The following is a 21,781-nucleotide window of genomic DNA, read 5'->3' as shown; positions in this document are numbered from 1 at the left end:
ATACAAATTATGTCATTGCGACAAAAATCTGTCTAAGAATTGACGCATGAATCATTTTTTTTACATCTACTCGCCATAGTACAAGGTTACAATGCCTCTTATGATTTTTTACAAATAGCCCAATATTAGAGCCTTAAATGTCTAAACTCGCTGCTTTTGATGAACTTTTACAACAATATAAAACATTTAATTATCACGATAATCCAGTGCTTGCCCAACGTTTGCAAGATGTACAAACATGGCTAAAAGAGCGGATGAAAGATACGCATCACGACTTTTTTAATCTGCCTGAACATAAACTCATGTCAGAGTATTTTTTAAATCGCTTATATGGTGGTCCAGAGTTTAATGCTCTTGCAGCTCAAATTGAACGCTTATTGAAATATGCTCATAAAGCCGAAAAAGTATTGCCTGAAAATGCAATTAAAACTGGCACTAAATCAGTAAGTTTAGCTGTGCTTGCAACTCAACTTGATGAACAAGTGGCTATGCAGCTTCTTGAGGACTATCCGGCAGATACAGTACTCACTGATGAGATTATGCGTTTAACCTTAATCAAGCTTGATCAGGCAGAAGCTCGTTATCAGCAGCTTGCTCTTCTTGATGATTTAGGCGCAGCTCTCGATAAATACATGCGCTCATTTATGATGTTTACAGCTTTTAAAATGTGTAAAGGCATTGCCCAAAAATATCACTTTGAATTGATGTATGATTTTATCCAAGATGGTTTTAGCGCGATGAAACCGTTAAAATCAGCTGAGAACTTTATCAAGACTTTTACTGAAAAAGAACGCCAAATTATTGAAAATGTACATTCAGGGCATCCGAATCCGTTTAGAGTGTGATAAGGTCGGCACAGAGAAAAAATCAACCTTACGAAGTTGAGATTTTATTCATTATATTTGCATGATGATGCCTGTAAAAATAGACAAAATCTGTCATCATGCAGAACTTATTCCGTTTCACTTGAGTTTGAGTCTAGGAGAGACAATATGTCTAACGAAAACCAAAAGCCAACATCTCCAACTGAGCAGGCACAAAGTTCAGACAAAGTTAGCCCATTCCTAAGCTCACCTTTACCGCAAGGTACACCTCAAGGGCAACAACAAACTTTACAGCAAACGCTAACAGATACACCTGTCAGCGGTTCTGTACCAAAATATAATTTACCACGTGGTGCTGGCAATACTGGCAACGTTGGTGAAACCACCCACTTCGGTTATTCAACTGTTAGAACTGAAGATAAAGCTCAAAAAGTTGCAGAAGTATTCCACTCGGTTGCAAGCAAATATGACTTGATGAATGACTTAATGTCATTTGGTATTCACCGCCTATGGAAACGCTTCGCAATTAACATGTCTGGCGTACGCCGTGGTCAACACGTGTTAGATATTGCTGGTGGTACAGGCGATTTAGCGAAAGTATTCAGCCGTGAAGTTGGTCCTCAAGGTCATGTCGTTCTTTCAGACATTAACGAATCTATGCTGAATGTCGGTCGCGACCGCCTAATTGACGCAGGCTGTACCAATGTTGATTTTGTACTTGCCAATGCAGAAACTTTAGAACCTTTTGCAGATAACAGCTTTGACTTACTCACCATTAGCTTTGGTTTACGCAACGTAACAGATAAAGATGCAGCGCTTGCATCTATGTTCCGTGTATTGAAGCCAGGTGGTCGTTTACTTATTCTTGAGTTTTCTAAGCCTGTATTTGAGCCATTCTCAAAACTTTATGACCTCTATTCATTCACTGCTTTACCGATTATGGGTAAATTGGTTGCGAATGACTCAGAAAGTTATAAATATTTGGCTGAATCAATTCGTATGCATCCAGACCAACGCACCTTAAAAGGTATGATGGAAAATGCTGGCTTCCAGAACTGTGACTATCACAACCTTACTGCTGGTATCGTTGCCGTTCACCGTGGCTTCAAACTGTAAGGGATAAAGATATGTGGTCGATTCTGGCACTCGGTGCAGTCGAACGTATCATTCATCATCTGATCGATCTGGATGCGGTTACACGCATTCAGCTTAATCAGTTACAGGGCAAAATGCTGCGTGTTGTGATTGATAGCCCTCAGCTTTCTGTCGATGTATTCTTTGACCAAGAAAAAGTACGTCTTGAACCTACTGCAACAGGGCACAGTGAAAAGCCTTCTATTTTTGAACAACGCCCTTTTGATGCGCAATTCAAAATTTCTGAAGCAACAGCAACTTTGCATGTTAAAGATGTCGTCGAACTGATTAAATTATTGGTCAGCGATCCAGATCAGATTGGCAATATCCCATTGCAAGGTGACTACCATCTGCTACAGGATATTCAAAAGATTATGCAGCAAGCTGAACCAGATTTAGCTGCGCACTTATCAAGATGGGTCGGTCCTCAACTCGCCCACGAAATTGGCAAGATTCAACTTGCACCAAAACATTTAAAACGCTCTCTTCAAAGTCATCTATTTTTTGCAGAAGACGCATTAAAAGAAGACAGCGGTCTATTTGCCCCTCGTTGGGAAATGGATGATTTAACTCAAGCAACTCGCAAGCTTAATCAAGACATTGACCGTCTAGAAGCAAGATTGCAGCAACTCAACATACAACTACAACCCTCTCAAGACTAGGTAAGACCGTATATGATTCCGCACGTTTCACGTTTACTCGAACTTTGGCGTATTGCAGCGCACTATAGACTCGATACGTTGTTCCCTGCGGATGAATTACCAGTTAAAGCTCAACGTGCATTAAGTGTTATTAAAATGCACCCAGCTGCATGGTCTAGTCGCGAACGTAAAAATCCTTTAAAGCTCAAAGAAGCTTTGGAAGAGATGGGGCCGCTTGCAATTAAGCTTGGACAATTACTGTCAACTCGACGTGATTTGATTCCACCTGAAATACTCGCTCAATTGGTCTTACTTCAAGACCAGGTAAAACCTTTTGATAGCAATGTTGCCAAACAACGTATTCAAGAATCATTAAAAGCTGACGTAAATACCTTGTTTGCAAGATTTGATGATCAGCCATTAGCAGCTGCTTCAATTGCACAAGTTCATACTGCTGCTTTGCACGATGGTCGAGAAGTTGTTGTTAAGGTGACTCGCCCTGACATTCGCAACCAAATTTTACAAGACTTTGAGATTTTAGCATGGTTAGGCAACACACTAGAAAGTCGCCTTGAAGCTGCTCGTGCCTTACATCTCTCTGAAATTATTCAAGACTACCGCCAGATTATCTTAAATGAGCTGGACTTAAGTATTGAAGCAGATAACACCCGTCGTATGCGCCATTATTTTACTGGCTCAACCATGATGTATGTGCCTGAAGTCTATATGGACACCAAAGATGTCATGGTAGCAGAGCGCATTACAGGTGTTCCTATTTCAGATACGGCAACCTTTGACCGTCTAGGCATGGACCGCGCACAACTTGCAGAAAAAGGTTTAACCATTTTCTTCACACAAGTATTCCGCGATAACTTTTTCCATGCCGACATGCACCCCGGCAATGTCTTTGTAGAAACAATTAACCCAAGCAATCCACGCTTTATTGCGCTCGACTGTGCAATTATGGGTGAGTTATCTAAGCATGACCAAATGACGATTGCCCGCATGTTGCTTGCTGTAATGAACAGCAACTTTATGCAGCTCATTCAAATTGTGCATCAAGCTGGTTGGATTCCACCGGGTACAGATCAAGATGCGCTATCGCGTGAAATGCGTCGTACCGTTGGCCCAATGGTGTCTAAACCAATGGATCAACTTGATTTTGCTGGTATCTTGATTCAAGTGATGGATATTGCCCGTCGATTCCATTTAGAGATTCCACCACAACTCATGTTGTTGCTAAAAACTTTAGTGCATGTCGAGGGTCTAGGGACCGATCTTTACCCGCAGCTCGACATCTGGAAATTGGCAAAACCAATTTTGACTGAATGGGTCAAAGCCAACATGAACCCAGTCAAAAATATAAAAGAGTTAGGACAGCAATTACCTGACTTGCTTTTAGGTGCTCAAGATTTCCCAAGCTTAATTGTTGATAGTTTAAATGGTTTAAAAAATCAGTCTGCTTGGCAAGACCGTCAGTTACGCGAAATGCAGCAACTTCGTTTACAAATGGAACATCAACAACGCCGCAGTTGGATGTTCGGTAGTAGCATGCTGATTTTACTCACCATCGCGATTATTAGTCCTTGGTTTGTTTCTATTATTTTAATTGTGCTAAGCAGTTTATTAGCGCTTTGGCGTATATTGAAATAAGTTTTAAATCCCTTGCCCGCGCAAGGGATTTTTTATGTGAAAACTTTTAATTTTCAAAAAAATTATAGATCAGCTATTCGTTGATTGTTAAATTGAATCTATAAATGCATCAAAAGAACAAACAATGAAAACACCTCATTTTGCGATTATCGGTGCCGGTACCGCAGGTTTAGCCACTGCGATTTTGCTCGCGCGTGAAGGTAATAACGTTACTATTTTTGAACAAGTTGATGAGTTATCTCCAGTAGGTGCAGGCTTATTACTACAACCTGCAGGCTTAGCAGTATTTGAACATTTAGGGGTGCTCGATAAGGCTCTAACATTCGGAGCAAAAGTAACAGGCTTAGAAGGACAACTTCCCAACAAGCGTCTTTTAGTCAACAGCCATTATCATGAAGCATCTACAAATCTCTATGGTTTAGGTATACACCGAGCCACTTTATGTCATGGACTTACCCAAAAACTTAGTGAATATTCGAGCCAAATTACTTGGCGTATGAACCATTCTGTTGAGAGTTTTGAAGAACATAATGATGAAGTTCGGCTATTCGGAAATCATCAAAATCAAAAGTTTGATGCTCGTTTTGATGCCGTCCTTATTGCCAATGGTGCTCGTAGCAAATTACGCCCCAAAGCATGGGTAAAAGTTGACCAAGCCTATCCTTGGGGTGCGGCGTGGAGTATCGTGCCTGAATGCCAAGTCCTCGATTCTGAAATTCTGCATCAATTTTATGATCGCTCAAATATTATGATGGGAATTCTTCCTACAGGAGCGATTCCAACAGAACCTCAACAGCGCCTTTCAAGTATCTTCTGGAGCTTGCCTACTCCGCAATTACAAAGCTTTCTGCAAGATGAACAAGCTAAACAAACTTGGTTAAAGCAAGTCTCTGAGCGTTGGCCCACAGTTGCAGAATGGCTAAAAGAGATTTTATATAACAGTCAAACTCAACCTAAATGGCTATCTGCAAACTACCGTGATGTCGTCATGACTCAATTTGGTCAAGGTAGAATTGGTGTGATTGGAGATGCCGCTCACGCGATGAGTCCGCAGTTAGGTCAAGGAGCTAATATGGCATTATTGGATGCTTGGGCTTTTTCTCAATCATTGCAACAAGCTCAAAAGAACCAAAATATTGATTGGTCCCTACTCTGGCAGCATTATCACCAGCTTCGCCATTCATCTACACAGTTTTATCAATTTCTCAGTCGTTTACTAACACCACTTTATCAATCTGACCATTGGTGGGCGGGAGGTCTAAGAGATCTTGTTTTCCCTTGGATGTATCAAATCCCCTATTTTCGAAAGGAAATGGCAATCACAATTTCAGGTTTAAAGACTGGTCCATTTCAGCAAATTGATTATGATCAAGTCGCTCAAACGCCTAAAGAAAACAGTGCGTTTCATTTAAAAAGTGAATCTCTATCTGACTTTTAAAAGTAATCGTATTCAACCTACTCATTACGCTGACAAAGACAAAAATGACAAAGAATTTTTCCTAAAACTGACGTTGATGCCGTACACTATACAAGCTATTTTTTAGCATCTTATTGAAATCAATTTATAGTTCCTATTTCTTTGGTGATTCCTCATGAATAACACGCAATGGCTCGATGAAGTAAAATTTAACGAACAAGGTCTTATCCCTGCCATTGCTCAACATCATCAAACCGGACGTATTTTGATGGTGGCGTGGATGAACCGTGAATCACTTGCGCTCACAGCAGAAAAAAATCAAGCTGTTTACTTCTCTCGCTCTCGCCAAAAACTTTGGCACAAGGGTGAAGAATCAGGCCATTTTCAAACAGTTTATGAAATTCGTCTGGACTGCGATGCTGACGTGATTGTGCTACAAATTGAACAACACGGTGGTATTGCATGCCATACGGGTCGTGAGTCTTGTTTCTATCGTAAACTCACACCACAGGGCTGGGAAATTGTCGATGCACAATTAAAAGACCCTACCGCAATTTATGGTGACAAAGCTAAAACTGAAAGCCACGATCATGCTCACACCACTGAACAAGTTGATGTACTTGCTCACTTAGGTCAATTGATGCAAGAGCGTAAGCAAGCTGAAGCAGATACTTCATATGTTGCAAGCCTCTACAAAAAAGGCATCAATAAAATCTTAGAAAAAGTGGGTGAAGAAAGTGTAGAAGCAATTATTGCGGCTAAAGATTTTGCCGCACAAGATTCAGAAGCTCACTTAAACGATCTCGTTTATGAAACAGCAGATTTGTGGTTCCATACTATTGTGATGTTGGGTTATTTCGATCTTAATCCACAACTTATTATTGACGAATTAGCTCGTCGTCAGGGTTTATCTGGTTTAGTTGAAAAAGCTAACCGCAACAAGGTTTAAAATCACTCAGTGTCGAATATTGAAAAACCTAAAGCCACCTATGAACAAGCAATTGCCATAGATAATGCACGCCTTGGGCAATCATTTAAAGTGATTGCCTATGCTGGCACAGGTAAAACCACCACTTTACAAATGATTAGTGATGCCATGCCTGAACGGCGTGGTATGTATCTAGCATTTAACAAAGCTATTGCTGGTGAAGCACAAAACAAATTCCATCGTAATGTAGACTGCCGTACTTTTCACTCGCTTGCTTTTCGTAGTGTACCGCGTGGTGTAACTGATAAATTACGTCTACCACGACTAAGCCCAAGTTTTATTGCTAAAGAATATCGACTAGAACCTATTACGCTGCGACGTATGATGGGTGGACGTTACGAAAAATATGTCTTGATGCCAAGTCGCCTAGCGAGTCTTGTAGCAAATGCAGTGAGCTATTTCTGTTCAACAAGCTCTCAATATCCGGCACCTCGACATATTCAGGCGCCCAACTGGTTGCATCCAGACGATATTATCGAATTACAGAATCACCTTTACCCTGCTGTGGAACGACGTTGGTTAGAGTCGATTGACCAAAACCATCAAGCAGGTATTGGACATGATATTTATCTCAAACTTTGGGCATTGTCTGAGCCAAACATTCCTACTGACTACGTCTTGTTTGATGAAGCACAAGATGCTGACCCACTAATGCTAGGCATTTTGCTTCGCCAAAAAAATACTCAAGTTATTTATGTAGGTGATGCACATCAACAAATCTACGCTTGGCGTGGTGCAATTAATGCCATGCAACAATTGCCCTTGCCAGAATCTCGGTTAACCACTTCTTTTCGTTTTGGCGAAACGATTGCCGATGTAGCTAATGCACTGCTTGGCGGTTTAAATGAAACTGTTCCCTTGCTTGGTAATCCAAACCAAAAATCAAGTGTAGTGAATAAACCGCATACCAAAATGCGTGATGCGATTTTATGCCGTACCAATGCGCGTGCAATGGAACTTTTACTGGCAGGCTTAGTTCACGGCGATAAGGTGAGTTTGCAGGCGGATCATCAAAAACTAAACCGTTTTGTAGACGCCGCAAGCCTATTAAAACAAGGCAAACGAGTTACTGATGTTCCTGAATTAGCATGGTTTAACTCATGGCACGATGTTCATGAATACTGTGAAACCAATGAAGGAAGTGACATTAAACCATTGGTTAAACTGGTGGATGATCACGGCACCGACCCACTAAAAAAAGCACTTGCAAAGATTACTCCACTTGAGCAAGCTGATTATGTCATCTCTACAGCTCATAAAGCGAAAGGGCTAGAATGGAATCGCGTTCATATTGAAGATGACTATCAATTTAAAATTAATGGCTTAGAACACAAGATTAGTGATGAAGAGTTAAGATTACTTTACGTTGCCTGTACTCGTGCTAAAGTAAGTCTAAATATCCATCATCTTTATGATCTGATACAACAATTAAAAGTAAGGGCGCCTTTAAGTCTTCGAAAGTCGGTTGGTTGAAGCGCTCATAATTAGGTGAGCCTATGCAACTTGAATCTATCCAATTTAAACATATTGCTCTGTTTCACGATCTTAAAATACAGTTTCAATATGAAAAACAGCTGATTACCTTAATTTTAGGTGAACAAGCAACGGGTAAAAGTATGTTGCTCAAACATACTTACCATGCTCTAACTTGGTTCCCTGCCCGTTTTAAAGATTTACGTAGTCCTGGTATTGTTATGCCTGACCAAGACATTACTCAATCGCGTCTACAGTCAAAAATCGAAGTGACCCTTCAAGTTCCAGCAGAAATTGGCTCTTTACCAGAAAGTACTTCGGCACAAGAGGTAGATTCTTCACTGTGTAGCTGGAAGCTTTTTAAAACCCTAAATTCAAGTGGCATTGGAATCAGCCAAGTTGAAACTCAGCAACTTGACCAGACTATGGCCCTTTATCAACAAGTCATCAAAAAAGATCCATTACAAGGGTTACCCTTAATCGCTTACTACCCAGCCGAGCGATTTGTAAATGATATTAATCTGCTCAATAAAAATTTACCTGGCATCACTCAAGCCATTTCAGCCTATGATATTAGTCCAGTTCCGTTCACAACCTTCACGCGTTTTTTTGAATGGTTACGTGAAATTAGCGATATCGAAAATGCTCAAGCTGCACATCTCGTACAACGCATTAAATCTAAGCAATTAGATCCAGAAGATCAGATAGAACTATTAAATGAGCTTCAAAAAGAGTTATCTGGGCAGCCTAAACAGCTCACCACACCTAACCTCTACGCTCTTAAAAATGCATTAAATATCGTTTTGCCAGAGCTCAAGGACTTATATTTGCAATATCAGCCTAGGCTTCAACTTATGGCTGACTATGATGGCCAAACCCTACCTTTTCAGCAACTTTCCAACACCACAAAAACATGGATTGCTTTAGTAGGCGATATTGCCCGCAGGCTCTGTTTACTCAATCCGTTAAGCCTAAACCCTTGCCTTGAAGGTGAAGGAGTTTTATTAATTGATCAAATTGACGCGCAACTCGATGCACTCCATTGTGCAGAAATTTTAAACAAACTCCATCAAGCATTTCCGCGCTTACAAATTATTGCAACGGGAAGTCGTGAAGAGTTACTAGAACATGCCTCGGCCTATCAATGTTTAAAATTAGAGCACGGTAAAATTAGTCATCTTGATTTAAATACCACCAAACAACAGCTTGAACACATCTATACATTGCTCCAAAGAAGTGAGTCATTAGTTCCACCTATAGAAGCACAGCTTCCAAGCTTAATAGACCCTACTCCCTCTCCAGCACAGGTTGATGTTTTATTTCAGCAAATTCAGGGTTTAAATGAACAACAGAAAAATGAATTGCTACGAATGATTCATGCAGGAGACACACCAGAAGAAAGCCCTTCTGTTTAAATTTTATGCCACTTTTAGCTCTATTTTTATAATAAAAAGCGCTCCTGCAAAATATACCGCTTCATTAAAATTTTTAGGCATTAAAAATCACTAGATGTTGTTACTACATGTAATAACATCAGATTTTTAATGCTTTTTTAGTGTACAATAAATTTCATTTTGCGTTTTTATTCTTCAAGTTGCGCAATACAACTTGTTTCTCGCTTTATTTTCTAATTTGGTTGGGTTTTCAGAATAACAAAGCCTTGGAACTCTCTTTGAATTCCTATCTATTCTGAAATTAAAAATTCACCTTTAGGTTTCGGCCTAAATCACATATGGATACGAGTGTGCTACCGATAATTATCTTATTACCGTTAATATTAGGCACCACCCTTGTTTCATTGCTTCAACGGTTCTCGCGTGGAGTAACGGCTTTAGGGGCAATTGGAGTCAGTTTAACCAGTTTTGGTTTATTACTGACTCAAGCTAAAACTGTGCTTGGTGGTGCAAGCATTCAACAAAGCTGGGATTGGCTACCTCAATTGGGGATTAATCTTAGCTTCAGGCTCGATGCTCTTGGTTTACTATTCTCTTTACTTATTACCGGTATCGGTACCCTCATTTACATATACGCCTATTACTATCTTGGCCCTAAAAATTCTTTAAGCAAACTCTATGCTTTGCTCATGCTGTTTATGGCAGCAATGCTGGGTATTTCGCTCTCTAATAATCTTATTATTTTATTAGTCTTTTGGGAGCTCACCAGTATTTCATCTTTCTTGTTAGTGGGTTACTGGAGTCATTATGAAGCTGCTCAACGTGGCTCTCGAATGGCACTTACCATCACAGGAATGGGCGGTTTGGCGTTGTTGGGTGGATTTGTTTTATTAGGACAAATCACCGGAACCTATGAAATTAGTGACATCATGGGCATGAAAGACACCATTCAAGCCCATGCTCTATTTATTCCAATGCTATTGCTTATTTTGCTTGGTGCATTTACGAAGAGTGCTCAGTTTCCATTTCATTTTTGGTTACCCAATGCAATGGCTGCGCCAACTCCGGTGTCTGCTTACCTACACTCTGCAACCATGGTAAAAGCAGGTATTTTCCTGCTCGCACGTTTACTGCCAATTTTTGTAGGCGCCGCGCTTTATCACAATATTGTTACCTTCGTTGGCCTATTTACGCTCTGTATGGCAGCATGTTTTGCCATTTTCAAAGAAGACTTAAAAGGGCTATTAGCCTATTCAACAATTAGCCATTTAGGTCTTATTGTCTGTTTACTTGGTATCGGTTCACCTTTAGCAGTTGCTGCCGCTATTTTTCATATTATTAACCATGCAACATTTAAAGCTGCACTCTTTATGATTGCAGGGATCATTGACCATGAAACAGGTACACGTGATCTTCGAAAACTCAGTGGTATTTGGCAATTACTTCCTTTTACTGCCACATTAACCATGATCACCGCCGCCTCTATGGCAGGTGTACCACTCACCAATGGCTTTATTTCTAAAGAGATGTTCTTTACCGAGCTATTAGCAAATCTTTCAGGTTCAGCAGTTATCTTTGCCAGCATCATTGCAACACTTGCTGGTATTTTTGCAGTGAGTTATTCAATTCGTTTAGCACACGGCGTGTTTTTTGACGGTCCAATTGGTAAGCAAGTGCCAAATAAAAATGCACATGAACCGCCTATGGGCATGCGCGCACCAGCCCTTCTTCTTGCTGTGCTATGTATCCTAGTTGGCGTTTTACCTTCTTTGTTGGTAGAACCACTGGTAAATAGCGTAACCAGAGCAAGCTTGATGCAACCAGAATTTGCAGGAACTCATCTTGCGATCTGGCACGGTTTCAATGCTCCTCTTGTGATGAGTATTATTGCTTTAGTCGGTGGCTCACTGTTCTATTTTGCTTTGGCAAAAGATGGCATGATTCGTAAAATTGACCTTGACCCACATCTTGGCAGATTGCAAGGCCGCATTTTATTTGATTTATTTTTAAAACACCTGTTGCTCACCAGCCGAAAAATTAAACAAAAAACTGAAAACGGCTCATTGCAAAGTTACTTGTTCTTGATCATTGCTTTTAGCGTCATCATGGTAACTATGCCGCTACTTAATCAAGGGCTCACTACAGGCACACGTGAACTTACTCATGCCCCATGGATTGCTATCGTTCTCTGGCTAACCCTGTTCTCAGGTTGCTGGATGATGTTGTGGTTCCATCATGAACGTATTAAAGCAGTCCTTATTAGCGGTGCAATTGGTCTAGTGGTAACAATGGTATTTGTCACCATGTCAGCTCCAGATTTGGCACTAACTCAAATTACCGTGGATGTTGTAACCACTGTTCTTTTACTAATGAGTTTATCTTTACTTCCACAGCTAACGCCATATGAATCTCTTCGTTCTAGACGCTTAAGAGATGCTGCTTTAGCGATTATTGGAGGTTTAGGGATAGGCTGGATTGCATGGCTGATTTTAACCCGTGATCATAATTCGATTTCATGGTTCTTTGCGCAGCAGTCTTTACCACTTGGCGGCGGCTCAAATATTGTAAATGTCATTTTGGTTGACTTCCGTGGCTTCGATACATTCGGTGAAATTACTGTATTAGGCATTGCTGCTATTGGTGCGCTATGTCTTATGGATGGTATGCGTGTCCATGGTACAACCATGACCCAAGGCCTCACCTACCGTTTTAATCCATCTCCGCTTATGTTCCGTATTACAGCCTCTTGGGTATTACCGTTAGCACTTGTCGTAAGTGTTTATATTTTTATGCGTGGCCATAATTATCCGGGCGGTGGCTTCATTGCAGGTCTAATCACCTCAATGGCGTTAATCATTCAATATATTGCGCTCGGTCAAGACCAAACAGAACAATTACTTAAAGCAAAATCAGGCCGTCTTTACGAAGTCTGGATTGGTTCAGGTTTAACGATTGCTGGGCTTACTGGTGTAGCTGCATGGTTCTGGTTACGCCCATTCCTGACTAGTGCGCACGTATATGTTGAATTACCAATTTTAGGAAAACTACATCTGGCTTCAGCTGCGAGTTTTGACTTAGGGGTTTATATCACCGTTGTTGGTGCAACGATGTTACTTATCTCGGTATTAGGAGACTCTCGCCACTCAAGCATGGCTGGTCCTGTAGTACCACATCGGGAGGAATCATCATGATCAGTTTAGAATTCTTATTGGCTTCTGCAATTGGTTTACTTGTTGCCACAGGTATTTATCTGATTTTACGTGCTCGTACCTTCCCTGTTGTGCTTGGGTTAGCTGTAATTGGCTATGCTGTAAACCTATTTTTATTTGCTATGGGCCGATTACAAATTAGCTCACCCGCAATTTTAACTGAAACAACAAAAATAACCGATCCACTTCCTCAAGCGCTAGTGTTAACAGCCATTGTGATCGGTTTTGCAACCACCGCTTTTATTGTACAACTGGCACTGCGTAGCCGTTATGAATCAGGTAGTGATCATGTTGATGCTAAAGAAGACATCTCTCCGACATACGACCCACGCGAGGATGAGCCGTAATGTTTGATTTTTTATCTTTCTGGCAAGAACATGCGCCTATTTTTAGCATTCTCATCCCGGCATTTACTGCTTTTATATTATTACTACTTGGCAACCCGGGAGCAGGTGCTTTAAAAGATGACTGGCGACAACCATGGCGTCGTGGCATTAGTCTTGTTTCTGCAATTGCTGGATTAATTACCGCAATTATATATTTAAGCTTTGCCAGCACTGGACAGATTACCATTTACCAGTTGAGCGAATGGTCAGCGCCATTTGGTATTGTGCTTGTGTTAGATCGCCTTTCTGCTTTTATGCTGGTGCTGACTTACGCATTAGCAGTACCAGTTCTATGGTATGCAAGCGACAATTGGGATACCCGTGGTCGCTATTTCCATGCCATGGTGCATTTCTTATTAATGGGTATCTGCGGAGCATTTTTAACAGGCGATTTATTTAACCTTTTTGTCTTTTTTGAAATCTTGTTGATGGCTTCGTATGTTTTGCTTTTACATGGGCAAGGCAAACCACGTTTTCAGCTTGGCGTTCACTATGTCATTATTAACCTTTTAGCCTCTGCCCTCTTCTTAATTGGGCTTGGTATGATTTATGGCAGTGTGGGTAGCCTCAACATGGCGGATGTATCACGTCTTATACCAACACTTGAAGCAGATCAACACAAATTAGCAGTCGCTGGTTCCTTACTTCTTTTTGTTGTTTTCGGCATTAAAGCAGCAATGCTCCCTGTCGGTTTTTGGCTGCCAAAAACCTATGCCGTTGCAAGTACGCCTGTAGCTGCAATTTTCACCATTATGACCAAAGTCGGGATCTATTCTATTTTACGTGTAAATGGAACAGTATTTGACGATGCGCTTAGCCAAGAAATCTTAAAAAGCTGGTTATTGCCTATTGGCTTAATTACTTCACTCTATGGTGTGATTGCAGCAATTGGAGCAGATCGTTTACGTCGCTTTGTCGGCTTTATGGTACTTTCTTCAATTGGTACCTTGCTCACCGCAATTGCCATGTCTAATACGCAGGCATGGTCTGGTGCTTTATATTACTTAGTGCACAGTACCTTAATCGGTGCAGCTTTTTATCTATTTTGTGGATGGATCACTTCACAACGTGGAGATTTCAAAGATCATTTAAAAGTTGCCCCAAGAATCAAACAAGAAAAAGCGGCTATGGTGACTTATTTCTTGATTGCCATGATGCTTGCTGGGTTACCGCCTTTTAGTGGTTTTCTTGGAAAAGTATTCATTTTACAAGCGACAGTTGAAGCTAGCTATCAAGGCTGGATTATTGGTGTTGTGCTTGTTGTGAGCTTATTAAGTATTATTGCACTCACACGTGTTGGTTTTATCTTATTCTGGCGTGCATCTCCTCCAGAAGAAGATCCAATCCATCCAGCTTATATTCTTTATCGTGCTTTGCCGGAACGCGCACCACCACGTAACGATCAAGTCATTTATCTATTACTGGCTGGTTTAATCGCTTATGTTGTCTTTGCTGCACCAATTCAGCATTACACATTAAGCACCGCACAACAGATTCAAGACCATGCACTTTACCAACGCACTATTCTTAAAGTAGATAAAAATGGGGAAGTTATCAGCGTACAGCCATTTGATCCCGCCTATCTGCCAGAAACTAAATATGGGGGAGAAGTTGAAGATCATAATGCTTATCTTATTCCCGATATTATTTCGAAAGATATGTTCAATGGTGAACATATTTCTGAATATAAACAACGACAAATTCAGCAACAGGACAAACTGCAAACACCTTCCATTGTTGATGAAAGTCAATTGAAACCTATGGAGCCATAACAATGCAGTTATCTCATTTGCTTGAACGTTGGTTTCCACATCCATTTGTTTCGGTTCTGATCATTTTATTTTGGTTGATGCTGGCGCATAGTCTTGATGCGAGTGATCTTTTGACTGCAATGCTTTTGGGCTTAATCATCCCTCGTTTAGTCAAACCATTTATTACCCGTACACCGCATATTCACTGGAAACCTGCGGTTAAACTATGTTTTGTGGTTCTTTGGGATATTATTATTTCTAACTTTAAGGTCGCAAAACTTGTTTTAGGGCCTACTAAAAAATTACACCCTAAATGGTATCGTGTACCTTTAGAGACAGAACATGAGCAGGTCAATACCTTACTAGCGATGATCATTACCACAACACCAGGTACGGTTTCTGCGGGTATTGATCAGGAACGTGGCGATATTCTGGTTCATGCTTTGAGCACAGATAATACCGAATCTGATATTCAAGACATCAAACAACGTTATGAAATTCCACTTATGGAAATTTTTGATGTGAAAAGTAAAACGGAGGCAAGTGCATGACGATCCTACCTTATGCTCTAGGTATTAGCTCAATTGCCATTACAATCTCTATGCTACTTTGTCTCTTCAGATTGGTCATAGGTCCATCAATTGTAGATCGGCTTTTAGCACTCGATACTCTCTTCTTAAATGCAACTTGTCTCATTGTTGTTTTAGGCATTTATTGGATGACGACCTCTTTATTTGAAGGAGCCCTACTGGTTGCGATGCTAGGTTTCGTATCTACGGCAGCCTTAGCACGTTACTTCACAACTGGTCACGTAATCGATTAAGGAGAGATCAAAATGCAGTTCGTAATGGAAGTTATTGTTTCAGTCTTTCTGGTTTTTGGTGCTTTCTTTATGTTAGTCGGCTCGATTGGCATGGTGCGCTTACCTGACTTATTCATGCGCTTACATGCACCCACAAAATCGAGTACATTAGGATTAGGCAGCTTTTTGATTGCGTCTATGATCTTTTTTGCTTTTCAAGGCCGCTTTGGTTTTGCCGAGCTACTGATCACACTTTTAGCTTTTATTACCGCACCAGTTTCAGCAAATTTAATTGCTCAAGCTGCGCTACATTTACGTTTGCGCTCATTGAGTGGAGAAGTTCCTGAGTCAATTGAACGCCCCTTGCCGTGGGACCGTTATAAAATTGGACAGCGTTTCTCGCAAAATAAACCGCCTATGGACCCTCCTAAAGACTAGGAAAAAGCCCACCAATAAAAAAGCCACCCGAAGGTGGCTTTTTTATTTTTTATATTACTGTTCGTCGTCTGAATCGCGTTTCGGCAAATCATTTACCGCTTTTTCGATCAGACCAAACATATAGTTACCATAAGCATTCGTCTTGTCATAATGGAAACGCAATCTTGGCGTAATACGTGTCTTGATACGACGGCTCAATTCATGACGCAAGAAACCAGAAGCTTTATTTAATACCTCTAAAGTTTCTTTATTCGCTGCTTCACTTTGCTCATCGCCAAGCTCACGCCCCATTACGGTGACATAAACTTCAGCATAACCCATGTCTGCACTGACTTTCACCGCAGAGATGGTCACTAAACCACCTAAGCGAGGATCTTTAAGCTCTTGACGAATCAGCTCAGACAACTCGCGTTGAACTGAATCCGCCATGCGCTTTAAGCGTTGGCTACCCGCCATTAAAGACTCCGTTTAATCAATTGAACATCATAGACTTCAATTTTATCTTTCACTTTGATGTCTTTATAACCTTTCACCGCAAGACCACATTCCATACCGGCACGAACTTCTTCAACCACTTCTTTATAGCGACGAAGAGATTCAAGCTCACCTTGGAACACAACCACGTCATCACGTAATACGCGAATCGGTTTATTACGATGCAATACACCTTCAAGTACCATACAGCCTGCTGCTGCACCAAACTTACTTGAGTGGAATACTTCACGTACTTCAGCAACACCCAAGATAGTTTCACGATGTTCAGGAGCAAGTTTACCGCTCATGGCATCTTTCACATCATCAATTAATTCATAGATGATGCTGTAGTAACGAATATCGATACCGTCTTGGTCACTTCTCTGACGAGCAGTCGTATCAGCACGAACGTTAAAACCTAACAATACAGCTTCTGAAGATTCAGCAAGAATCACATCAGACTCAGTAATCGCGCCAACACCCGAACTAATTACACGAACTTTTACTTCATCAGTAGATAATTCATGTAAAGCTGCATTTAATGCTTCTAAAGTACCACGTACGTCTGTTCTTAAAACAACGTTCACTGTAGGAACATCTTTTTTGCCCATTGACGACATGATATTTTCAAGACGCATTGCGCTTTGACGATCAATACGTTTTTGACGTTCACGGTCAGCACGAGCATCAGCAACTTCACGCGCTTTCTTCTCGTCATTTACAACAAGAACTTCATCACCTGCCATTGGAGCATCTGGAAGACCCAGAATTTCTACTGGAATAGATGGTCCTGCTGATTTAATCGGCTTACCATTTTCATCAGACATTGCACGGACACGACCATATGACGAACCTGCAAGAACAAGGTCACCAATGTTTAATGTACCGTTTTGAACAAGAATAGAAGTTACTGCACCACGGCCTTTATCAACACGCGCTTCAATAACAACACCTTGTGCAGCACCTTGTGCAGATGCTTTTAATTCCATCAATTCTGATTGAATAAGAATTAAATCAAGGAGTTCATCAATACCTTGTCCACTGTGTGCAGAAACCTTAGCAATCGGAACATCACCACCCCATTCTTCTGGAACGATTTGTTTCGTTGTTAATTCATTTAACACACGGTCTGGATCAGCAGATTCTTTATCCATTTTGTTGATTGCAACAATAATTGGAGTACCTGCTGCACGCGCATGGTCAATTGCTTCAGCAGTTTGTGGCATTACGCCGTCATCTGCCGCAACAACCAATACAACGATATCCGTTGCTTTAGCACCACGTGCACGCATTGAAGTAAATGCAGCATGTCCCGGTGTATCAAGGAATGTAATAATTCCTTTGTCTGTCTCAACGTGATATGCACCAATATGCTGGGTAATACCACCTGCTTCACCTGCCGCCACTTTCGAACGACGGATACGGTCAAGTAATGATGTTTTACCATGGTCAACGTGACCCATAATGGTAACAACTGGCGGACGAGTTGTTTGCTCACCACGTGCTTCTTCAGCCGCTTCAAGCAAGTTATCTTCCGCTTGTGTATCAGAAACTAAAACAGGGTTATGACCCATTTCTTCAACAACAAGTGCTGCTGTATCTTGGTCAATAGCTTGTTCCTGATTAACCAACTCACCCATTTTCATAAGTGTTTTGATAACTTCACGTACTTTAATCGCCATTTTTTGAGCAAGATCGGCAACAACAATGCTTGAACCAATTTCTACATCATAAACTTGCTTTTTAACTGGTTTTTCAAATCCATGCTTATTCGCTTGACTTGATTTTAAACCACGTTTGTTATGGTTAACAAAGCTTTGCTCTTCTTGACCACGACGACCACCCTTTTTACCCGCACGAGGGTTAGTGGTTGCGCCACCGCGTTTAATTTCACGGTCTTCTTGCTTGAATGAATCTTCATAAGCTTGGCCTACAAGACCTGAAGCAAGTGGAGAATCATCAATCACACGAATTGTGGTAGTAGCTTCGTCACTTGAATACTTAGACGCCATTTTGCGCATTTGTTCAAGTGTACGTTGCTGAGCTTCTTCAGCCGCTTTACGACGCGCAGCTTCTTCAGTTGCTTTCAACTGAGCTGTTTGTGCTTCACGCGCTTTCTTTTGCTCTAATGTTTCTGCTGGTTTTGGTGCAGGTTTTACTGTACCACCACCACGTTTTTTCACTACTACAGCAGCTTTAGGAGCTGTCTGAGCAGCGCTATCTTGTTGATGAGCAGCACGCATCGCATCTAAAGTTGCTTTTGCTTTTTGCTCTGTTTGAAGACGCGCGTTTTGCTGTGCAGTGTCACGCGTTTGCTGTTCTACACGTGCTTTAGCTTCAGCTTCTGCACGTGCTTTAGCTTCAGCTGCAATTTGTTCAGGGTTTGGTTTAGCAAAAACCTGTTTTTTACGTACTTCTACGTTAATTGTTTTTGCTTTACCTGAAGTACTTGCAACTTTAGCGGTACTGGTTGTTTTACGTTTCAACGCAATTTTTCCTGTGTTACCACTTTCCTGACCATGCACTTTTTTCAAATGATTGACTAAAGTATCCTGTTGTTCAGTGGTAATAATGTCGTCTGCTGTACGTTGAGGCAAACCTGCTTCACGAGCCTGTTCTAGGAGCTTCTCAACAGGACGTTCTACACTGAGAGCTAACTCTTTAATCGACTTGTCCGTCATATTTCATCTCCTAGTTAAACCATGATTCGCGAGCTTTCATGATCAATTGACCTGCTTTTTCATGATCAAGTCCTTCAATATCAGAGATATCGTCAGTAGCCTGATCTGCCAAATCATCGACAGTAATAATACCGCGAGCGGCAAGCGAGTAAGCGATCTCAGAAGTCATGCCTTCCATAGTGAGAAGGTCTGCGCTCGGTTCTTGAATATTTTCTTGCTGTTTCAAAGCATCAGTAAGTGCTGCTTCTTTTGCACGACTTTGCAATAACTCAACCAATTCAGCATCAAGCTCAATTTCGTCAAAAGTTTCAGCTGGAACATAAGCAATCTCTTCTAAAGAGGTAAAGCCCATTTCCACCAATGCCATTGCTAAATCTTCTTCAATATCGAGACGTGATACAAACATATCAAGATATTGCTGAGCTTCATTTTGCTGACGAGCACGATACTCTTCTTCAAGCATCATGTCGAGTTTGTAGCCAGTTAAATCAGAAGCCAAGCGAACATTTTGGCCTTGTGAGCCAATTGCACGAGCCAATTGATCGCTGGTTGCAAAAATAATATCGGCACTTCTTGCATCTTCATCAAGCACGATGCCTGAAACATCAGCTGGTTCTAATGCACTTGCAATGTACTGAGCTGGATCATCAGACCAGACCACTACATCAATACGTTCACCGTTTAACTCTTGCTGTACTGCTTGAATACGCGTACCACGCATACCAATACATGCACCTACAGGGTCAATACGATGGTCATTTGTTTTCACTGCAATTTTAGCACGAACGCCCGGTTGACGTGCCGCTGCTTTAATTTCAATAATTTCTTCAGAAATTTCAGGAATTTCTTTTTTCATTAAAGCAATTAACATTTCAGGCTTAGCGCGTGATAACAACAACTGAGCGCCACGACCTTCACGGTTCACATTGTATAAAATAGCGTTCATACGTTGTTTCGGACGAAGAATTTCTTTTGGAATCATTTCTTCGCGCGCAAGGTAAGCTTCAGCGTTGTCGCCTAAATCAATAATAAAGCCATCTTTGGTTTGTTTTTTCACTTCACCGTAAATTAACTCACCAACTTTAGACTCGTATGCATCAGCAACTAAAGCACGCTCAGCTTCACGAATTTTTTGTACGATAACTTGTTTTGCAATTTGTGCAGCGATACGACCAAACTCAATAGATTCTACTTCGAGTTCACGAACATCACCAATTGACCATTTAGATGGGTCAAGGTCAGAAATCGCATCTTGGCAAGCTGGCATTTCATGATCTTCATCTGCCACAACAGTCCATTGACGGAATGTACTGTAATCACCAGTTTTACGATCAATTTCTACACGAAGCTGAGCTTCTTCAGCATGCGTACCTTCGTAAAATCTTTTCTTCGTTGCAGCAACTAGAGCTTGTTCTAAAGCCTCGAAGATCGCTTCACGACTAACACCTTTTTCATTACTAACCGTTTCAACAACGGTAAGAATTTCGCGGCCCATAAGTCACCTACCGATTTCTTATAAAATTTAATAAATTTAATCTTGATAGATCAAGTTTGCTTTATCGATATTGTTGCTGTCGATCTCAAGCACGTGCTTCCCATCAACTTCAACCTGAATTTCTTCATTTTCAAGGTCTACTGCGATAAGCTTTGCTTGAAATTTACGACGGTTTTCTACTGCTGCAATCAAACGCAAAGCAATTTGTTGTCCGATGTAGCCTTGTAACTGTTCTAGTTGAAAAAATGGACGATCCCAACCTGGTGAAGAAACTTCTAATGAATACTCACCCGAAATTGGATCATGAACATCCAGCATTGCGCCAACTTGTTGTGTTACACGCACACAATCTTGTACACCAATACCACGGCCTAGTTCTACTTCACCATCTTCATTAAGTACTGGCTCAGCATCTTCTTCACTTACCGCTTTATCGATATAAATACGCAATAATGAACGTTTACCTTGTGGGAGAAACTCGATTCCCCAAAGGTCGACACCACATGCTTGTACTGCAGGAACAATTAAGTCATGCAATGCTTGGGATTTATTTGATAATTTCATTTACTCTCGTCATTCTCGTGCGATTCAATCGGTTGTTTTAACCGACACAGACCTACTATAGTGAAGCATGACTATTTGACCAATTGATGTCGAAACTACACGATAGCGATACGATAACCAATAAAAAAGGGCGTTAATCGCCCCTATGTAGCACAGAAAACAATAGTCCACTGTGCAAAAAGGCCCACTTGTCTGTGAGCCTCTCTTAAGAAACTTGGTAGCGGGAGCTGGATTTGAACCAACGACCTTCGGGTTATGAGCCCGACGAGCTACCAGACTGCTCCATCCCGCATCAACGTGCAAAAATTATATACAAATATCAAATAAAGTCAATGTAAACTTTCTAGATACTGTCTGATTAAGTTGCACCTTAATCAATTTGGTAGCGGGAGCTGGATTTGAACCAACGACCTTCGGGTTATGAGCCCGACGAGCTACCAGACTGCTCCATCCCGCA

Annotated in this window: 18 protein-coding genes and 2 tRNA genes; 14 read left to right on the top strand and 6 right to left on the bottom strand. The window is 41.1% G+C overall.

Going from position 1 to position 21,781, the window contains the following annotated elements:
* Positions 1-137 precede the first annotated feature (137 nt).
* The 14 genes from ACT53H_RS09930 to ACT53H_RS09865 all read left to right on the top strand — a co-directional run bounded on the left by ACT53H_RS09930 (position 138) and on the right by ACT53H_RS09865 (position 16,110).
* Positions 138-845 carry a DUF8198 family protein gene (locus ACT53H_RS09930; RefSeq protein ID WP_174738703.1) on the top strand — a complete coding sequence of 236 codons (708 nt, stop codon included), beginning with the start codon at positions 138-140 and terminating at the stop codon, positions 843-845.
* A 147-nt stretch (positions 846-992) separates the two neighbouring features.
* Positions 993-1,940: a bifunctional demethylmenaquinone methyltransferase/2-methoxy-6-polyprenyl-1,4-benzoquinol methylase UbiE gene (gene ubiE / locus ACT53H_RS09925; protein WP_135925484.1), complete on the top strand. Its 948-nt coding sequence runs from the start codon at positions 993-995 to the stop codon at positions 1,938-1,940.
* Between the two features lie 11 nt (positions 1,941-1,951).
* Positions 1,952-2,620, top strand: a complete 669-nt coding sequence (locus ACT53H_RS09920) for a ubiquinone biosynthesis accessory factor UbiJ (RefSeq protein ID WP_151988898.1) — start codon at positions 1,952-1,954, stop codon at positions 2,618-2,620.
* A gap of 12 nt (positions 2,621-2,632) precedes the next feature.
* Positions 2,633-4,252, top strand: coding sequence for an ABC1 kinase family protein (locus ACT53H_RS09915; RefSeq protein ID WP_004794982.1), 1,620 nt, complete (start codon positions 2,633-2,635; stop codon positions 4,250-4,252).
* 124 nt (positions 4,253-4,376) lie between these two features.
* Complete coding sequence (locus ACT53H_RS09910) at positions 4,377-5,690, top strand: FAD-dependent oxidoreductase (protein ID WP_174738704.1); 1,314 nt, start codon at positions 4,377-4,379, stop codon at positions 5,688-5,690.
* 154 nt (positions 5,691-5,844) lie between these two features.
* Complete coding sequence (gene hisIE, locus ACT53H_RS09905; protein ID WP_174738705.1) at positions 5,845-6,618, top strand: bifunctional phosphoribosyl-AMP cyclohydrolase/phosphoribosyl-ATP diphosphatase HisIE; 774 nt, start codon at positions 5,845-5,847, stop codon at positions 6,616-6,618.
* Between the two features lie 9 nt (positions 6,619-6,627).
* Positions 6,628-8,130 carry a UvrD-helicase domain-containing protein gene (locus ACT53H_RS09900; RefSeq protein WP_004794991.1) on the top strand — a complete coding sequence of 501 codons (1,503 nt, stop codon included), beginning with the start codon at positions 6,628-6,630 and terminating at the stop codon, positions 8,128-8,130.
* A gap of 23 nt (positions 8,131-8,153) precedes the next feature.
* Positions 8,154-9,545: an AAA family ATPase gene (locus ACT53H_RS09895; RefSeq protein ID WP_174738706.1), complete on the top strand. Its 1,392-nt coding sequence runs from the start codon at positions 8,154-8,156 to the stop codon at positions 9,543-9,545.
* A gap of 317 nt (positions 9,546-9,862) precedes the next feature.
* Positions 9,863-12,715, top strand: coding sequence for a monovalent cation/H+ antiporter subunit A (locus ACT53H_RS09890; protein WP_476009169.1), 2,853 nt, complete (start codon positions 9,863-9,865; stop codon positions 12,713-12,715).
* Positions 12,712-13,080, top strand: a complete 369-nt coding sequence (locus ACT53H_RS09885) for a Na+/H+ antiporter subunit C (protein WP_003654595.1) — start codon at positions 12,712-12,714, stop codon at positions 13,078-13,080. The genes ACT53H_RS09890 and ACT53H_RS09885 overlap by 4 nt, the downstream gene beginning before the upstream one ends.
* Positions 13,080-14,891 carry a monovalent cation/H+ antiporter subunit D gene (locus ACT53H_RS09880; protein WP_238612043.1) on the top strand — a complete coding sequence of 604 codons (1,812 nt, stop codon included), beginning with the start codon at positions 13,080-13,082 and terminating at the stop codon, positions 14,889-14,891. The genes ACT53H_RS09885 and ACT53H_RS09880 overlap by 1 nt, the downstream gene beginning before the upstream one ends.
* 2 nt (positions 14,892-14,893) lie before the next feature.
* The gene (locus tag ACT53H_RS09875) at positions 14,894-15,421 is read left to right on the top strand and encodes a Na+/H+ antiporter subunit E (RefSeq protein WP_004794999.1); all 528 of its coding nucleotides are present in this window, start codon (positions 14,894-14,896) and stop codon (positions 15,419-15,421) included.
* Positions 15,418-15,693, top strand: coding sequence for a monovalent cation/H+ antiporter subunit F (locus ACT53H_RS09870; RefSeq protein ID WP_004795001.1), 276 nt, complete (start codon positions 15,418-15,420; stop codon positions 15,691-15,693). The genes ACT53H_RS09875 and ACT53H_RS09870 overlap by 4 nt, the downstream gene beginning before the upstream one ends.
* Positions 15,694-15,705: 12 nt before the next feature.
* Entirely contained in the window at positions 15,706-16,110 is a 405-nt protein-coding gene (locus ACT53H_RS09865; RefSeq protein ID WP_004795003.1) for a Na+/H+ antiporter subunit G, read from the top strand.
* Between the two features lie 54 nt (positions 16,111-16,164).
* Here the strand turns inward: ACT53H_RS09865 and ACT53H_RS09860 are convergent, their stop codons facing one another.
* The 6 genes from ACT53H_RS09860 to ACT53H_RS09835 all read right to left on the bottom strand — a co-directional run bounded on the left by ACT53H_RS09860 (position 16,165) and on the right by ACT53H_RS09835 (position 21,781).
* On the bottom strand, positions 16,165-16,566 hold the full coding sequence (locus ACT53H_RS09860; protein WP_004795004.1) for a ribosome-binding factor A: 402 nt from the start codon (positions 16,564-16,566) through the stop codon (positions 16,165-16,167).
* Positions 16,566-19,265 carry a translation initiation factor IF-2 gene (gene infB / locus ACT53H_RS09855; RefSeq protein ID WP_004795007.1) on the bottom strand — a complete coding sequence of 900 codons (2,700 nt, stop codon included), beginning with the start codon at positions 19,263-19,265 and terminating at the stop codon, positions 16,566-16,568. The genes ACT53H_RS09860 and infB overlap by 1 nt, the downstream gene beginning before the upstream one ends.
* Before the next feature lie 10 nt (positions 19,266-19,275).
* Positions 19,276-20,760, bottom strand: a complete 1,485-nt coding sequence (gene nusA / locus ACT53H_RS09850; RefSeq protein WP_003654584.1) for a transcription termination factor NusA — start codon at positions 20,758-20,760, stop codon at positions 19,276-19,278.
* 36 nt (positions 20,761-20,796) lie between these two features.
* Positions 20,797-21,324 carry a ribosome maturation factor RimP gene (rimP, locus tag ACT53H_RS09845; protein ID WP_004795010.1) on the bottom strand — a complete coding sequence of 176 codons (528 nt, stop codon included), beginning with the start codon at positions 21,322-21,324 and terminating at the stop codon, positions 20,797-20,799.
* A 215-nt stretch (positions 21,325-21,539) separates the two neighbouring features.
* Positions 21,540-21,616: transfer RNA gene (locus ACT53H_RS09840), tRNA-Met, on the bottom strand.
* Between the two features lie 88 nt (positions 21,617-21,704).
* Positions 21,705-21,781 (bottom strand) — tRNA-Met (locus ACT53H_RS09835).

The organism is Acinetobacter sp. DMC2, assembly GCF_056314305.1.
The sequence above is the reverse complement of the archived record's forward strand: the minus strand, read 5'-3'. Positions and strand labels throughout refer to the sequence as shown.

Coding starts and splice junctions, on each gene's coding strand:
- ACT53H_RS09930 (WP_174738703.1), top strand. CDS start 138: ATGTCTAAACTCGCTGCTTTTGATGAACTTTTACAACAATATAAAACA.
- ubiE (WP_135925484.1), top strand. CDS start 993: ATGTCTAACGAAAACCAAAAGCCAACATCTCCAACTGAGCAGGCACAA.
- ACT53H_RS09920 (WP_151988898.1), top strand. CDS start 1,952: ATGTGGTCGATTCTGGCACTCGGTGCAGTCGAACGTATCATTCATCAT.
- ACT53H_RS09915 (WP_004794982.1), top strand. CDS start 2,633: ATGATTCCGCACGTTTCACGTTTACTCGAACTTTGGCGTATTGCAGCG.
- ACT53H_RS09910 (WP_174738704.1), top strand. CDS start 4,377: ATGAAAACACCTCATTTTGCGATTATCGGTGCCGGTACCGCAGGTTTA.
- hisIE (WP_174738705.1), top strand. CDS start 5,845: ATGAATAACACGCAATGGCTCGATGAAGTAAAATTTAACGAACAAGGT.
- ACT53H_RS09895 (WP_174738706.1), top strand. CDS start 8,154: ATGCAACTTGAATCTATCCAATTTAAACATATTGCTCTGTTTCACGAT.
- ACT53H_RS09890 (WP_476009169.1), top strand. CDS start 9,863: ATGGATACGAGTGTGCTACCGATAATTATCTTATTACCGTTAATATTA.
- ACT53H_RS09885 (WP_003654595.1), top strand. CDS start 12,712: ATGATCAGTTTAGAATTCTTATTGGCTTCTGCAATTGGTTTACTTGTT.
- ACT53H_RS09880 (WP_238612043.1), top strand. CDS start 13,080: ATGTTTGATTTTTTATCTTTCTGGCAAGAACATGCGCCTATTTTTAGC.
- ACT53H_RS09875 (WP_004794999.1), top strand. CDS start 14,894: ATGCAGTTATCTCATTTGCTTGAACGTTGGTTTCCACATCCATTTGTT.
- ACT53H_RS09870 (WP_004795001.1), top strand. CDS start 15,418: ATGACGATCCTACCTTATGCTCTAGGTATTAGCTCAATTGCCATTACA.
- ACT53H_RS09865 (WP_004795003.1), top strand. CDS start 15,706: ATGCAGTTCGTAATGGAAGTTATTGTTTCAGTCTTTCTGGTTTTTGGT.
- ACT53H_RS09860 (WP_004795004.1), bottom strand. CDS start 16,566: ATGGCGGGTAGCCAACGCTTAAAGCGCATGGCGGATTCAGTTCAACGC.
- infB (WP_004795007.1), bottom strand. CDS start 19,265: ATGACGGACAAGTCGATTAAAGAGTTAGCTCTCAGTGTAGAACGTCCT.
- nusA (WP_003654584.1), bottom strand. CDS start 20,760: ATGGGCCGCGAAATTCTTACCGTTGTTGAAACGGTTAGTAATGAAAAA.
- rimP (WP_004795010.1), bottom strand. CDS start 21,324: ATGAAATTATCAAATAAATCCCAAGCATTGCATGACTTAATTGTTCCT.